At 39.6% G+C, this 13,686-nt stretch carries 24 protein-coding genes and 1 pseudogene; all 25 read right to left on the bottom strand.

Annotation, left to right across the window (positions count from 1 at the left end):
- Window positions 1-1,320 (bottom strand): preprotein translocase subunit SecY, encoded by a 1,320-nt coding sequence (gene secY, locus N7E81_RS08700; RefSeq protein WP_263052900.1) that lies wholly within the window; start codon window positions 1,318-1,320, stop codon window positions 1-3.
- Window positions 1,321-1,323: 3 nt separating this feature from the next.
- Complete coding sequence (gene rplO, locus N7E81_RS08695) at window positions 1,324-1,770, bottom strand: 50S ribosomal protein L15 (RefSeq protein WP_263052899.1); 447 nt, start codon at window positions 1,768-1,770, stop codon at window positions 1,324-1,326.
- Window positions 1,771-1,799: 29 nt separating this feature from the next.
- A complete protein-coding gene (gene rpmD / locus N7E81_RS08690; RefSeq protein WP_263052898.1) occupies window positions 1,800-1,979 on the bottom strand; it encodes a 50S ribosomal protein L30 in 180 nt (59 codons plus the stop codon).
- A gap of 4 nt (window positions 1,980-1,983) precedes the next feature.
- On the bottom strand, window positions 1,984-2,502 hold the full coding sequence (rpsE, locus tag N7E81_RS08685; RefSeq protein ID WP_263052897.1) for a 30S ribosomal protein S5: 519 nt from the start codon (window positions 2,500-2,502) through the stop codon (window positions 1,984-1,986).
- A 7-nt stretch (window positions 2,503-2,509) separates the two neighbouring features.
- Window positions 2,510-2,857, bottom strand: a complete 348-nt coding sequence (gene rplR / locus N7E81_RS08680) for a 50S ribosomal protein L18 (RefSeq protein ID WP_263052896.1) — start codon at window positions 2,855-2,857, stop codon at window positions 2,510-2,512.
- Window positions 2,858-2,865: 8 nt separating this feature from the next.
- The gene (rplF, locus tag N7E81_RS08675; RefSeq protein WP_263052895.1) at window positions 2,866-3,417 is read right to left on the bottom strand and encodes a 50S ribosomal protein L6; all 552 of its coding nucleotides are present in this window, start codon (window positions 3,415-3,417) and stop codon (window positions 2,866-2,868) included.
- A gap of 10 nt (window positions 3,418-3,427) precedes the next feature.
- Window positions 3,428-3,823, bottom strand: a complete 396-nt coding sequence (gene rpsH / locus N7E81_RS08670; RefSeq protein ID WP_263052894.1) for a 30S ribosomal protein S8 — start codon at window positions 3,821-3,823, stop codon at window positions 3,428-3,430.
- Between the two features lie 75 nt (window positions 3,824-3,898).
- Window positions 3,899-4,168: a 30S ribosomal protein S14 gene (rpsN, locus tag N7E81_RS08665; RefSeq protein WP_263052893.1), complete on the bottom strand. Its 270-nt coding sequence runs from the start codon at window positions 4,166-4,168 to the stop codon at window positions 3,899-3,901.
- A gap of 1 nt (window position 4,169) precedes the next feature.
- Window positions 4,170-4,727, bottom strand: a complete 558-nt coding sequence (gene rplE / locus N7E81_RS08660) for a 50S ribosomal protein L5 (RefSeq protein ID WP_263052892.1) — start codon at window positions 4,725-4,727, stop codon at window positions 4,170-4,172.
- The gene (gene rplX, locus N7E81_RS08655) at window positions 4,720-5,043 is read right to left on the bottom strand and encodes a 50S ribosomal protein L24 (protein ID WP_263052891.1); all 324 of its coding nucleotides are present in this window, start codon (window positions 5,041-5,043) and stop codon (window positions 4,720-4,722) included. The genes rplE and rplX overlap by 8 nt, the downstream gene beginning before the upstream one ends.
- Window positions 5,044-5,073: 30 nt before the next feature.
- Window positions 5,074-5,442 carry a 50S ribosomal protein L14 gene (gene rplN, locus N7E81_RS08650; protein WP_263052890.1) on the bottom strand — a complete coding sequence of 123 codons (369 nt, stop codon included), beginning with the start codon at window positions 5,440-5,442 and terminating at the stop codon, window positions 5,074-5,076.
- A gap of 3 nt (window positions 5,443-5,445) precedes the next feature.
- Window positions 5,446-5,703, bottom strand: a complete 258-nt coding sequence (rpsQ, locus tag N7E81_RS08645) for a 30S ribosomal protein S17 (protein WP_084373624.1) — start codon at window positions 5,701-5,703, stop codon at window positions 5,446-5,448.
- Between the two features lie 11 nt (window positions 5,704-5,714).
- Complete coding sequence (gene rpmC, locus N7E81_RS08640) at window positions 5,715-5,912, bottom strand: 50S ribosomal protein L29 (protein WP_263052889.1); 198 nt, start codon at window positions 5,910-5,912, stop codon at window positions 5,715-5,717.
- 21 nt (window positions 5,913-5,933) lie between these two features.
- Window positions 5,934-6,359 carry a 50S ribosomal protein L16 gene (gene rplP, locus N7E81_RS08635; protein ID WP_263052888.1) on the bottom strand — a complete coding sequence of 142 codons (426 nt, stop codon included), beginning with the start codon at window positions 6,357-6,359 and terminating at the stop codon, window positions 5,934-5,936.
- Between the two features lie 33 nt (window positions 6,360-6,392).
- Entirely contained in the window at window positions 6,393-7,127 is a 735-nt protein-coding gene (gene rpsC, locus N7E81_RS08630; RefSeq protein ID WP_263052887.1) for a 30S ribosomal protein S3, read from the bottom strand.
- A gap of 2 nt (window positions 7,128-7,129) precedes the next feature.
- A complete protein-coding gene (gene rplV / locus N7E81_RS08625) occupies window positions 7,130-7,516 on the bottom strand; it encodes a 50S ribosomal protein L22 (protein ID WP_263052886.1) in 387 nt (128 codons plus the stop codon).
- Between the two features lie 11 nt (window positions 7,517-7,527).
- The gene (gene rpsS, locus N7E81_RS08620; protein WP_263052885.1) at window positions 7,528-7,803 is read right to left on the bottom strand and encodes a 30S ribosomal protein S19; all 276 of its coding nucleotides are present in this window, start codon (window positions 7,801-7,803) and stop codon (window positions 7,528-7,530) included.
- Window positions 7,804-7,806: 3 nt separating this feature from the next.
- Window positions 7,807-8,632: pseudogene (gene rplB, locus N7E81_RS19385) on the bottom strand (50S ribosomal protein L2).
- 11 nt (window positions 8,633-8,643) lie between these two features.
- On the bottom strand, window positions 8,644-8,931 hold the full coding sequence (gene rplW / locus N7E81_RS08610; RefSeq protein WP_263052884.1) for a 50S ribosomal protein L23: 288 nt from the start codon (window positions 8,929-8,931) through the stop codon (window positions 8,644-8,646).
- Window positions 8,932-8,935: 4 nt separating this feature from the next.
- Entirely contained in the window at window positions 8,936-9,565 is a 630-nt protein-coding gene (rplD, locus tag N7E81_RS08605; protein ID WP_263052883.1) for a 50S ribosomal protein L4, read from the bottom strand.
- A 2-nt stretch (window positions 9,566-9,567) separates the two neighbouring features.
- Window positions 9,568-10,200 (bottom strand): 50S ribosomal protein L3, encoded by a 633-nt coding sequence (rplC, locus tag N7E81_RS08600; protein WP_263052882.1) that lies wholly within the window; start codon window positions 10,198-10,200, stop codon window positions 9,568-9,570.
- 181 nt (window positions 10,201-10,381) lie between these two features.
- Window positions 10,382-10,687, bottom strand: a complete 306-nt coding sequence (gene rpsJ / locus N7E81_RS08595; RefSeq protein ID WP_084373615.1) for a 30S ribosomal protein S10 — start codon at window positions 10,685-10,687, stop codon at window positions 10,382-10,384.
- Between the two features lie 12 nt (window positions 10,688-10,699).
- Entirely contained in the window at window positions 10,700-12,805 is a 2,106-nt protein-coding gene (gene fusA / locus N7E81_RS08590; protein WP_263052881.1) for an elongation factor G, read from the bottom strand.
- Between the two features lie 12 nt (window positions 12,806-12,817).
- Window positions 12,818-13,285, bottom strand: coding sequence for a 30S ribosomal protein S7 (gene rpsG, locus N7E81_RS08585; protein ID WP_263052880.1), 468 nt, complete (start codon window positions 13,283-13,285; stop codon window positions 12,818-12,820).
- A 15-nt stretch (window positions 13,286-13,300) separates the two neighbouring features.
- Window positions 13,301-13,681 (bottom strand): 30S ribosomal protein S12, encoded by a 381-nt coding sequence (gene rpsL / locus N7E81_RS08580; protein WP_084373612.1) that lies wholly within the window; start codon window positions 13,679-13,681, stop codon window positions 13,301-13,303.
- Between the last annotated feature and the right edge of the window lie 5 nt (window positions 13,682-13,686).

Below are 13,686 nucleotides of genomic sequence, written 5' to 3'. Positions count from 1 at the left end.
TTATGCTACTGCTATATTTTGAGATCTACCCTTCAATTTACCAGACTTCATCATGCCCTCGTAGTGTCTCATTAATAAATAGCTTTCAATTTGCTGAAGTGTATCCAATATCACACCTACCATGATAAGTAGTGAGGTGCCTCCAAAAAACTGAGCAAAGTTTGAATTGACACCAGCCATCTGTGCAAATGCTGGCATGATAGCGACTACAGCCAAGAATAATGATCCTGGGAATGTTACTCGTGTCAATACTGTATCAATAAACTCGGAAGTTGCTTTACCTGGTTTAACACCAGGGATAAAACCTCCGTTTCTCTTCATGTCATCAGCAATCTGGTTAGGATTAACCGAGATGGCTGTGTAAAAGAAAGTAAACAACATGATCATCGTTGCGAAAGTCAAGTTATACTCCCAAGACTGGAAGTTTGAAAATGTAGTTGCAACATATTGCGCTACATCGCTTGTCTCAGCAAAGTATCCCCCCACCATAGATGGTAAAAACATCAATGACTGCGCGAAAATAATAGGCATTACACCAGCTGAGTTTACTTTCAAAGGAATGTATTGACGCTGTCCTCCATATACTTTATTGCCTACTACTTGTTTGGCATATTGTACTGGAATTCTTCTGACTGCCTGTGTAAGTAAGACTACTGCCATCACGACAAAGAACAATCCTAACACTTCAAGCAAGAAGAATAGCGCTTCACTCATTCCTCTAGTCACAGCTTCCTGCATTAAACTACCTGGGAATCTTGAAATAATACCAATCATGATCAACATGGAGATACCATTTCCTATTCCTTTATCAGTAATTCTCTCTCCCAACCACATACAGAAGATGGTACCTGCCGTAAGGATTGTCAATGAAGAAAGTGTGAATAAAAATTTATTTTCTAAAACAATCGCATCTGCAGGAATAGCTCCTGCCAAATAAGCACTGCCTTGAGCGAATGTGATCGCAATAGTCAGCACTCTAGTGATTTGATTAATTTTCTTTCTACCGCTGTCTCCTTCTTTCTGTAATTTCTGAAAATAAGGAACAGCCATTGTTAATAACTGGATTACAATAGATGCAGAAATATATGGCATAATACCTAAGCCAAAGATAGACGCATTACTAAATGCGCCCCCTAGCATGGTGTCAAGTATACCTAATATCCCTGATACGTTGTCGTCTAATTTAGAAGGATCGATACCAGGAAGAACAACAAAAGAACCCAGTCTAAAGATGATTAAAAAACCAACTGTATTGAGGATTCTAACCCTTAGATCTTCTATAGTAAATATGTTCCGTATGGTACTAAAAAACTTCTTCATAGATTACAATGCTGTAGCTTTGCCCCCTGCCTTTTCAATGGCAGCGATAGCTGTTTTAGAGAAGTGATGAACTGTAACGTCCAACTTAGCTGAAAGCTCTCCTCTACCCAATACTTTAACTATATCGTTTTTGCCTGCCAGACCATTTTCCATCAAAGTTTCGATGGTAATAGTAGCTGCTTTTGTTTTATCAGCCAACGCTTGTAGCGTATCTAGATTGATAGGCTTCGTCTCTACTCTGTTAGGGCTAGTAAATCCAAACTTAGGCACACGTCTGTATAAAGGCATTTGACCGCCTTCAAAACCACCTTTTCTTGAATAACCTGATCTAGATTTAGCACCATTGTGACCTCTTGTAGACGTCCCACCTCTTCCAGATCCTTGACCTCTACCAATTCTCTTGTCAGATTTTATAGATCCTTCTGCAGGCTGTAGTGTATTTAATTTCATCTTTCTATGATTTCAGAATAGTTCTAAAATTATTTATTCTCAACAGATACTAAATGACCAATTTTTCTGATCATACCTGCAATTTGTGGCGTCAACTCTTTCTCAACAGATCTGTTGATTCTACCCAATCCTAAAGCTTTGATCGTTAGCTTCTGATCGTTAGGTCTTTTTATGACACTTCTTTTTTGTGTAATTACTACCTTAGCCATCTTCTTATCCGTTAAAAACTTTTGACAATTCGACTCCTCTTTGACGAGCAACAGCATAAGGATCTCTCATTTGGCTCAATGCATCGAAAGTAGCCTTTACCACATTATGTGGGTTCGAAGAACCTTTAGATTTAGCTAGTACATCATGTACTCCAGCACTTTCCAACACTGCACGCATAGCACCACCAGCTATTACACCAGTACCCGCAGCTGCAGGCTTCAACAACACGTGTCCACCACCAAATTTGCCAATGGCATCGTGAGGAACAGTTCCTTTAAACACAGGTACTCTTACCAGATTTTTCTTAGCATCGTCGATTCCCTTAGTGATTGAGTCGGTTACTTCATTGGCTTTACCCAATCCATATCCTACCACACCGTTTCCATCGCCTACTACTACGATAGCAGAGAAACTAAATCTTCTACCACCTTTAACAACTTTAGCAACTCTCTTAATAGCAACTACTTTTTCTTGTAGTTCAATTTCGCTTGCTTTGATTGCTCTTATATTTTGCTTAGACATAACTCAATTAAAATTTAAGGCCTCCTTCTCTAGCACCATCAGCTAAAGCTTTAACTTTTCCATGATATGGGTATCCACCTCTATCAAATACAACAGAAGAGACGCCACTACTTGCCGCCTTTTCAGCCAACTTCTTGCCTACTTCTTTAGAAATTTCAATATTAGCATTGGCCTTTCCGATTTCAGCAGATGAAGTAGCCGTCAAAGTATGACCGTTTACATCATCAATCAATTGAACGTATATGCACTTGTTGCTTTTAAAGACAGACAATCTTGGTCTTTCGGCTGTACCAGTAATCTTATTTCTGATACCTCTTCTTATTCTTAGCCTTCTTTGTTCTTTAGTAATTGCCATGTCTCTTATTATTTAGCAGCAGTTTTACCAGCTTTTCTTCTAATAATTTCACCAACAAATCTGATACCTTTTCCTTTGTAAGGTTCTACTTTACGTAGCGATCTGATTTTAGCACAAACCTCTCCTATCAATTCTTTGTCCGCAGACTCCAATGATACGATTGGGTTTTTACCTTTTTGTGTTTCAGCACTTACACTTACCTCTTTAGGAATCTCCATAAAGATGTTGTGTGAATACCCTAGATTCAATTCAAGAATTTGACCTTGCATAGCAGCTTTATAACCTACACCTACAAGTTCCAATTGCTTCTTAAATCCATCACTCACGCCTTCTACCATGTTGTTCAACAAAGAACGGTACAAGCCGTGAAGCGCTTTATGTCTTTTTTGTTCAGTTGGTCTCTGTACGGTCAGTACACCATCCTCGATAGCAAGTTTAAAATCTGAATCGATTTCTCTAGCCAATGTTCCTTTTGCTCCTTTTACTGTTACCGATCCACCGTTGATAGTTACTTCAACGCCTGATGGTATAGCAATGGGCTTTTTTCCTATTCTTGACATTTTATTCTAATTAATAAACGTAACACAATACTTCGCCGCCCACATTGTGCTGTCTGGCTTCTTTGTCAGTAATAACGCCTTTGGATGTAGATAATATAGCTACTCCTAGACCGTTCAATACCCTGGGTAATGCGTCAGACTTTGCGTATTTCCTTAGACCTGGCTTACTCACCCGCTCTAATTTTACAATCGCAGACTCCTTCGTCTCTGGATTGTATTTCAATGCAATTCTGATTTTCCCCTGGACACCATCCTCATCGAATTTAAAATTCTTGATGAACCCTTTGTCTTTCAGTACCTTAGTCAACTCCTTCTTCATGTTAGAGGCAGGCACTTCTACGATTCGATGATTTGCCTTGATGGCATTCCTCAATCTTGTTAAATAATCTGCTATCGGATCTGTCATTACAGTATACTTTTTCCCCCATTTCTTTACGGGGGTGCAAAGTTAGTTAATATTTTATATTTTCAAAAACTCTTTTTACCAGCTTGACTTAGTCACGCCTGGAATCTTTCCATCGCTAGCCATTTCTCTGAATGTAACTCTAGAAATTCCAAATTTTCTCATGTAACCTTTGGGCCTTCCAGTCAACTTACATCTGTTGTGAAGTCTAACTTTAGAAGAGTTTCGAGGAAGTTTGTCTAGACCTTCGTAGTCACCAGCAGCTTTTAATTCAGCTCTCTTAGTGGCATACTTAGCTACCAATCTTTCTCTTTTTCTTTCTCTGGCTTTTATTGCTTCTCTTGCCATATCAATTATTATTTTTCTTTACGAAAGGCATTCCAAACGCCTTGAGTAGTTCATAACTTTCTTCGTCAGTCTGAGCAGTAGTCACAAATGTGATGTCCATTCCAGAAATCTTATTGATCTTATCGATACTGATCTCAGGGAAGATGATTTGCTCCTTCACACCTAAAGTGTAATTTCCACGTCCATCAAAACCTTTGTCTTTGATCCCTCTAAAATCTCTAACTCTAGGAAGCGCTACAGTCATTAAACGATCTAAGAATTCGTACATCTTGTCTCCTCTCAATGTTACTCTAGCTCCGATTGGCATTCCTTCTCTCAACTTAAAGTTAGAGATAGAAGTCTTTGCCAATGTTGGTACTGCTTTCTGTCCAGTGATCTGAGTCAATTCGTCAACTCCAGCATCTACCAATTTCTTGTCCGATACAGCTGCTCCAATACCTTTGTTGACAGAAATCTTCTCTAGTCTTGGTACCATCATTACAGATTTGTACTGAAATTTTTCTTTTAGAGCAGGCACTACGTCCTTCTCGTAAATATCTTTTAATCTTGGATTAGCCATTATTGATTACCTCCCCTGTTTTCTTTGAAAATCTTTGCAATTTGCCGTTTTCGTCTAGCTTACGTCCTACTCTAGTAGCTTCGCCAGTCGCAGCATCAACGAGCATCAAATTGCTCATATGGATAGAAGCCTCAACTTTTTTGATACCTCCCTCAGGGCTCTCTGCAGATGGCTTGGTGTGCTTAGTCACCATATTCAATCCTTCTACGATCGCTCTGTATTTACTTGGAAATATCTCAAGTACCGCTCCGGTTTTTCCTTTCGAGTTTCCTGAAAGTACTTTTACGGTATCTCCTTTTTTGATGTGAAATTTCATGATCTAATCTTTTTCTACGCTATGATAAAATTACAGCACCTCTGGAGCCAACGAAACAATTTTCATGAACTGCTTTTCTCTCAGTTCTCTAGCTACAGGGCCGAAGATACGAGTTCCTCTTGGCTCACCATTCTCAGACAACAACACTGCTGCATTATCTTCGAACCTGATATACGAACCGTCTTTCCGTCTTACTTCTTTCTTTGTTCTAACAACAACTGCTTTCGAAACAGTACCCTTTTTCAGGTTACTAGATGAAATCGCTGATTTTACAGTTACAACAATTTTGTCACCAACAGAAGCATATCTCTTGCCAGTTCCTCCTAATACGCGGATACATAGCACTTCTTTTGCACCACTGTTGTCCGCTACACTAAGTCTTGATTCTTGTTGTACCATCTCTTATTTAGCTCTTTCAATTATTTCAACCAATCTCCACCTTTTGTTCTTAGACAAAGGTCTTGTTTCCATGATTTTTACTGTATCACCGATACCGCAATCATTATTCTCATCATGAGCAGCAAATTTCTTTGTCTTGATCATGAATTTTCCGTACATCGGGTGCTTTACTTTACGTAATACCTCTACAGTGATTGTTTTTGACATTTTGTCACTAACCACTTTTCCGACACGCTCTTTTCTTAAATTTCTGGCTTCCATCTCGAACTAACTTATTGTTGGGCGATTTGTTTAGCCCTGATTTCAGTGTTTAACCTTGCTACCAATTTCTTAGCTTCTCTCAATCTCATTGGATTTTCGATCGGCGTGATAGCGTGTGCAAATTTCAATTTTGCAAAACTTTCTTTCTCAGCTGTCAGCTTGCTTTTCAATTCATCAAGCGATAAGCCTTTGATTTCAGAATTATTCATAATTTCCTGTATTTAAAGGGGTTACCCTTGTGCTTGAAAATCTCTTCTAACAACGAACTTTGTTCTATTAGGCAACTTTTGCTGCGCTAACCTCAAAGCTTCCTGAGCCACTTCTCTACTCACACCAGCTGCTTCAAACAAAATAGTCCCAGGTCTTACGACTGCTACCCAATATTCTGGCGCACCCTTACCTTTACCCATTCTTACTTCAGCAGGCTTTTTAGTCACTGGCTTGTCTGGAAATATTCTAATCCAAACTTGACCTTCCCTTTTCATAGCTCTGGTCATGGCAATCCTGGCAGCCTCAATTTGACGACTAGTAATCCAACCTGGCTCTAGGGACTTAATTCCAAAAGTACCGAAGGCTAAAGTGTGTCCTCGCTGAGCAAGTCCTTTTACTCTACCCTTTTGTTTTTTCCTGAACTTCGTTCTTTTCGGTTGTAACATCTCTTAAATATTTTGTACCTCTAAACTGAGGGATTATTGTCTTCTTTTTCTTCTAGGACCTTCGTTCCCACCTCTTGGCCCACGGTTACCACCGCCACCAGTTCCTTGGTTGCTCATGCCGATGTTAGGAGAAAGATCTCTCTTTCCATAAACTTCGCCTTTGAAAATCCAAACTTTGATTCCGATCTTACCATAGATAGTATGCGCTTCAGAAATCGCATAATCAATATCAGCTCGCAAAGTGTGCAATGGAATTCTACCTTCCTTATACTGCTCAGTTCTCGCCATCTCAGCACCACCTAGTCGGCCAGCTACTTTGATTTTGATTCCTTCTGCTCCTACTCGCATAGTAGAGGCAATCGCTTGCTTCATCGCTCGTCTGTAAGAGATTCTGGCTTTCAACTGCTGAGCAATAGACTCACCCACTAATGCAGCATCTAATTCAGGTCTTTTGATCTCGAAGATATTGATCTGCAAATCCTTTCCAGTAAATGCTTTCAGTTCTTCTTTGATTTTATCAACTTCAGATCCTCCTTTTCCAATTACCACACCTGGTCTTGCTGTGTGAATGGTCAAAGTGATTCTTTTAATCGTTCTTTCTACAACAATTTTAGAAATACCTCCTTTAGGAATTCTGGCTTTGATATACTTTCTGATTTTGGTGTCTTCCACCAATTTGTCAGGAAACGTCTTGCCACCGTACCAGTTGGAATCCCAACCTTTAACAATTCCTAATCTTAGTCCTGTAGGGTTTACCTTCTGTCCCATTGTTATTTGTTTTCTGAAGTTTCAGTATTCTTTTCTGCGCTCTCTGCGTTGTGACTATCCACAACCAATGTCACATGATTAGATCTCTTTCTAATTCTGTGTGCTCGTCCTTGCGGAGCAGGTCTCAGCCTTTTCAAAATTCTTGCACTATCTACAAAAATTTCTTTCACGTATAGATCCGCTTCTTCAAGCTTGGCATCTTCGTTTTTAGCTTCCCAGTTAGAGATGGCAGATAATAGTAATTTATCTAGTCTAGCAGCACCTTGCTTTGCCTCAAACTTTAATACGTTTAACGCATGGTTTACTCTTTGGCCTCTTACCAAATCAGCAACCAATCTCATCTTACGAGGAGAGGTAGGTACGTTTTTTAGTTTTGCTACAGCTTCCATAGTTCAGCTAATTATTTTCTTTTGTCTTTTTTGTTAATATGACCTCTGAAATTTCTCGTAGGAGAAAATTCGCCAAGCTTGTGGCCAACCATGTTTTCAGTTACAAACACAGGGATAAACTTATTTCCGTTGTGCACTGCAAATGTATGTCCTACGAAATCCGGAGATATCATCGACCTTCTTGACCAAGTTTTGATCACTGATTTCTTGCCTGAATCATTCATGGCTACGACTTTATTGTCAAGTCTGAAATCTATATAAGGTCCTTTTTTTAAAGATCTTCCCATTGCTTATTTCTTCTTTTTACCAATGATCAACTTGTTAGAATATTTCTTAGGTGCTCTGGTCTTTTGACCTTTAGCAAAAATGCCATTACGAGATCTTGGATGACCTCCTGATGACTTACCTTCACCACCACCCATTGGGTGATCGACAGGGTTCATTGCTACACCTCTTACTCTAGGTCTTCTTCCCAACCATCTATTTCGACCTGCTTTACCTAATCTCACATTCATGTGATCAGCATTAGACACGGTTCCGATAGTAGCTAAACAAGTAACAAGCACCAATCTCATTTCTCCAGATGGCAATTTCACTGTTGCATATTTACCATCTCTTGCCATCAATTGGACATAAGCGCCAGCGCTTCTCGCCATTGCAGCTCCTTTACCAGGCTTCAACTTCCACGTTGTGGATGATGGTACCTAAAGGAATCTCAGACAACAACAAAGTATTACCTACCTCTGGCGCAATACCAGGGCCTGACAACAATGTATCTCCAACTTTCACTCCAGCTGGAGCGATGATGTATCTTTTTTCTCCGTCTGCATAAAACACCAAGGCAATTCTTGCTGTTCTCATCGGATCATACTCAATAGTCTTCACAGTAGCTGGTATTCCAAACTTTTCTCTCTTGAAGTCTATTTCTCTATATTTTCTCTTGTGACCTCCGCCTACATTCCTGATAGTCATTTTACCAGTATTGTTACGTCCACCGTTTCTATGAACAGATTTGGTCAAAGATTTTTCCGGAGTAGAGCTAGTGATCTCATCAAATACAGGTGCAACCCTATATCTGGTACCCGGCGTCATCGGTTTTAATTTTCTTACAGCCATTTTCTAACTATTTATACTCCTCCGTAAAAATCAATTATATCTCCTTCGGCCACTTGCACGATTGCTTTCTTAAAAGAATTAGTTCTTCCAGAAACTACTTTCGATTTAGTGTACTTGGTTTTTGCATTACCTTGGTAAACCATTGTGTTTACTCGCTCAACCGTTACTCCGTAAGTTTTTTCTACTGCCTTTTTGATTTCGACTTTATTAGCATCTTTATCTACTATAAAGCCATATTTTCCACTTTCATTAAGCGCAGATACTTTCTCGGTAACTAGTGGTTTTCTTAGTATACTCATCTTCTTATTTAGTTAATAAGTTCTGAATCTTTTCAATTGAACCTTCACAAAGTATCAAGTTATCTGCGTTTAGTAGATCATAAGTATTGATCTGCTCTGCAGTAGTTACTTTGGTTTTCTGAAGGTTGTTAGACGACAACACAATGTTCTTGCTGTCTTCTCCCAATACTAGGAGTGTCTTCTTACCATTCAATGCAAGGCTAGACAACAAGTTTTTGTATTCCTTAGTCTTTGGTGCTTCGAAGCTAAAATCTTCCAAAACTGAAATGCTCTTGTTAGTTGCTTTATAAGTCAATGCTGATTTTCTAGCCAAAGCTTTCAATTTCTTGTTTAGCTTGAAAGAATAGTCTCTTGGCTCTGGGCCAAACACTCTTCCTCCACCTCTGAACAAAGGCGATTTGATACTTCCCGCACGAGCGGTACCAGTACCTTTTTGTTTCTTTATTTTCCTAGTCGATCCAGCAATTTCTGCTCTTTCTTTCGACTTGTGAGTACCTTGTCTCTGATTAGCTAAGAATTGCTTCACATCTAAATAGATAGCATGATCGTTTGGCTCAATGCCAAAAACGTCCTTAGCCAAATCAACTTTTCTCCCGGTATCCTCACCGTTTTTATTTACTACGGATACTTTCATGACTATTTCTCTAGAATTACAGTTCCATTTTTAGGTCCTGGTACAGAACCACTTACTAATATCAGATTCTTCTCAGGAATAATCTTCAACACTTGAAGGTTAGTCACTTTGACTCTGTCATTACCAGTTCTGCCGGCCATTCTCATTCCCTTAAATACTCTCGCAGGGTATGAAGCTCCGCCAATAGATCCTGGTGCTCTTAGTCTGTTGTGCTGACCGTGAGTAGCTTGTCCTACACCGCCGAAGCCATGTCTCTTTACTACACCTTGAAAACCTTTACCTTTTGAAGTGGCTATTACATCCACAAAATCTTCTACTTGGAAAACATCTGCAACGCTCAATTGCTGTCCCAATTCTACACCTCCTTCAAACTCCACTCGGAAATCCCTGAACTCAATTAAGTGCTGCTTAGGAGTAGTTTTCGCTTTCGCGAAATGACCTTTCAAGGCTTTAGTAGTACGCTTCTCTTTACGTTCGCCGTAACCGAGCTGTACTGCCGTATACCCGTCAGTCTCTTCGTTCTTAACTTGCGTTACCACGCAAGGACCAGCTTCAATCAATGTGCATGCGACATTTCGTCCATCGGCACCAAAGATGCTAGTCATCCCAATTTTTTTTCCTATTATACCTGACATTTCAGTATTAAATTTCTTTAATAATTATCGCCTTTTCGTCCACTTACTCGGAAAAGGAGTGCAAAGATAGCAAATATTAAATTGCAGTCAAACAATTCCTAAACAAAATAGTAACAATTCCGTAAGGCACAAAAAAAGAACCACGCTCACACGTGGTTCTCATATTTTCAAAGTCTTAAGATCAGACTTTAATCTCTACATCTACTCCACTTGGTAATTCAAGTTTCATTAAAGCATCTACAGTCTTTGCACTATTAGAGAAGATATCTACCAATCTCTTGTATGTACATAGCTGGAACTGCTCACGAGCTTTCTTGTTTACGTGGGGTGACTTCAATACAGTAAATTTTTCTTTTACGGTAGGAAGTGGAATTGGTCCGCTTACTACAGCTCCAGTAGACTTTACTGCTCTTACGATCTTCTCAGAAGACTTGTCTACCAAATTATGGTCGTAAGATTTTAGCTTAATTCTAATTTTCTGATTCATAATCAATATGATTTAAACGGACTCTCCTTTTACCTTTTTAATAACTGCATCTGCAATGTTCTTCGGAACAGCATCATAATGTGAGAACGTCAATGAAGCTGTGGCTCTACCTGAAGTCATTGTTCTAAGGTCAGTGATATAACCAAACAACTCAGACAATGGCACATCAGCCTTCACTACTTGAGAATTTCCTTTCACGTCCATTCCTTTCATCAATCCTCTACGTCTGTTCATATCGCCAGTCACAGAACCTGTGTACTCATCTGGAGTAACTATTTCAACAGCCATAATCGGCTCTAACAATACTGGATTAGCTTTCTTAGCTGCTTCTTTGAAACCCATTCTAGCTGCCAACTCAAACGAGAGTGCATCTGAATCGACATCATGGAATGAACCGTGATATAGTTTCACCTTCATGCTATCTAAAGGATATCCAGCAAGTGGTCCATTATTCATAGCCGAAGCAAATCCTTTCTCAATCGCAGGAATAAATTCTTTTGGAATCACTCCACCTACAATCTTATTATCAAACTGCAAACCAGTCTTTTCGAAATCTTCGTCTACTGGAGATAGTTCGAATACGATATCAGCAAATTTACCTTTACCACCTGACTGCTTTTTGTATACTTCTTTGTGATCTACCAAAGACTGGATAGCCTCTTTATATGCTACCTCAGGAGCTCCTTGGTTGATTTCCACTTTGAATTCTCTTTTCAAACGATCGATGATGATGTCCAAGTGAAGTTCTCCCATTCCTCGCAGGATCGTCTGACCAGTTTCATGATCAGTGTTCACTACAAGTGTAGGATCTTCTTCTACCAACTTAGCTATCGCCATACCTAGCTTATCAGAATCTGCCTGAGTTTTAGGCTCAATTGCGTATCCAATTACTGGATCAGGAAAGACCATTGACTCAAGTACAATTTTGTGTTTTTCATCACAAAGTGTATCTCCTGTCTTAATGTCTTTGAATCCAACTACAGCAGCAATATCACCCGCATGGAATTGATCGATTTGATTCTGCTTGTTAGCATGCATCTGGAAGATACGAGAAATACGTTCTTTCTTATCTGTTCTTGTGTTCCACACATAAGAACCTGACTCTAATGTACCAGAATATGCTCTAGCAAAACACAAGCGACCTACAAATGGGTCTGTTGCGATTTTAAACGCTAGCGCTGCAAATGGCTCACTTGCAGATGGTTTTCTCACCGTTGGCTCTTCGGTATCAGGATTGATGCCTTCGATACCTTCTCTGTCCATTGGAGATGGAAGCAATTCCATCACATAATCCAACATGGTCTGAACTCCTTTGTTTTTAAAGGCAGAACCACAGAACATTGGTACAAAATCCAAGTTGATTGTTGCTTGCCTAGAAGCAGCAATGATCTCTTCTTTTGTAATAGAATTAGGGTCTTCGAAATATTTCTCCATTAGAGACTCATCATATTCAGCTACAGCTTCCAATAACTCTTCTCTATATTGATCCACATCATCAACCATATCGGCAGGGATTTCGATTTCCTCGAAAGTCATACCCATATCTTCTTCGTTCCAGATCATGGCTTTTCTTTCTACAAGATCGACCACTCCTTTGAACGTATCTTCAGCACCGATTGGCAACTGAAACGGAACTGCTTTAGTTCCTAATCTTTCTTTCACCTGAGCACAAACTTTCAAAAAGTCAGCACCAGATCTGTCCATTTTATTGACAAATCCTAAACGGGCTACTTTATAGTTATCAGCCAATCTCCAGTTAGTTTCAGACTGAGGCTCAACACCATCAACCGCACTAAACAAGAAAACCAAACCATCCAATACTCTCAACGATCTGTTTACCTCTACGGTAAAGTCCACGTGACCAGGAGTATCAATGATATTGATGTGATATTCTTTTTCTTTATATTTCCAGAAAACAGTGGTAGCAGCAGAAGTAATTGTAATGCCTCTTTCTTGCTCTTGTTCCATCCAGTCCATAGTAGCAGCGCCATCATGAACCTCTCCAATTTTATGACTCATACCTGTATAGTACAGGATACGCTCTGTAGTAGTAGTCTTACCTGCGTCAATGTGAGCAGCGATACCAATATTACGAGTCAATTTAAGATCTCTTGCCATTGTCTTCTACTATTAAAATCTAAAATGTGAAAATGCTTTGTTCGCTTCAGCCATTCTGTGAACATCGTCTTTCTTCTTCACAGCAGCTCCTTCACCCTTAGCAGCAGCAATAATTTCACCAGCCAATCTTTCCTTCATTGTCTTTTCTCCTCTGGCTCTTGAGTATGAAATCATCCACTTGATTCCTAGGGAAGTTTTCCTATTCGGTCTTACTTCTATAGGAACCTGAAAAGTTGCACCACCTACACGTCTACTTTTCACCTCTACTGAGGGCATGATGTTGTTAAGCGCTTTTTTCCAAGTTTCAAGACCATTCTCACTGGTTCTTTCTTCTACTAAAGCTACCGCTTCGTAAAAGATCGAATAAGCAATACTCTTCTTTCCGTCCACCATTAGGTAGTTCACGAATTTAGATACTAGCGTATCTTGAAATTTCGGATCCGGAAGAATATATCTCTTCTTTGGTTTCGATTTTCTCATCTTTCTTTTAAATTATTATTTTTTGTCTTTTGGCTTCTTGGCTCCGTACTTAGATCTTCTCTGAAGTCGGCCACTAACACCGGCAGTGTCTAAAGCTCCTCTAATGATGTGATATCTTACACCTGGTAAATCTTTCACCCTTCCACCTCTGATTAATACAATCGAGTGTTCTTGAAGATTGTGACCTTCACCTGGAATGTAAGCATTCACTTCCTTGCCATTGGTTAACCTTACCCTTGCAACTTTTCTCATCGCAGAGTTAGGTTTCTTAGGCGTGGTCGTATATACCCTGGTACATACACCTCGTCTTTGCGGGCAAGAATCCAATGCAGGAGACTTTGATTTTGATACCAATGTCTTTCTGCCTTTTCTTACTAATTGTTGTATAGTAGGCATTACTT

The sequence above is a fragment of the Reichenbachiella carrageenanivorans genome (assembly GCF_025639805.1).
Classification (GTDB): domain Bacteria; phylum Bacteroidota; class Bacteroidia; order Cytophagales; family Cyclobacteriaceae; genus Reichenbachiella; species Reichenbachiella carrageenanivorans.
Note: the sequence above shows the minus strand (reverse complement) of the source record. Positions and strands in the feature narration are given on the sequence as shown.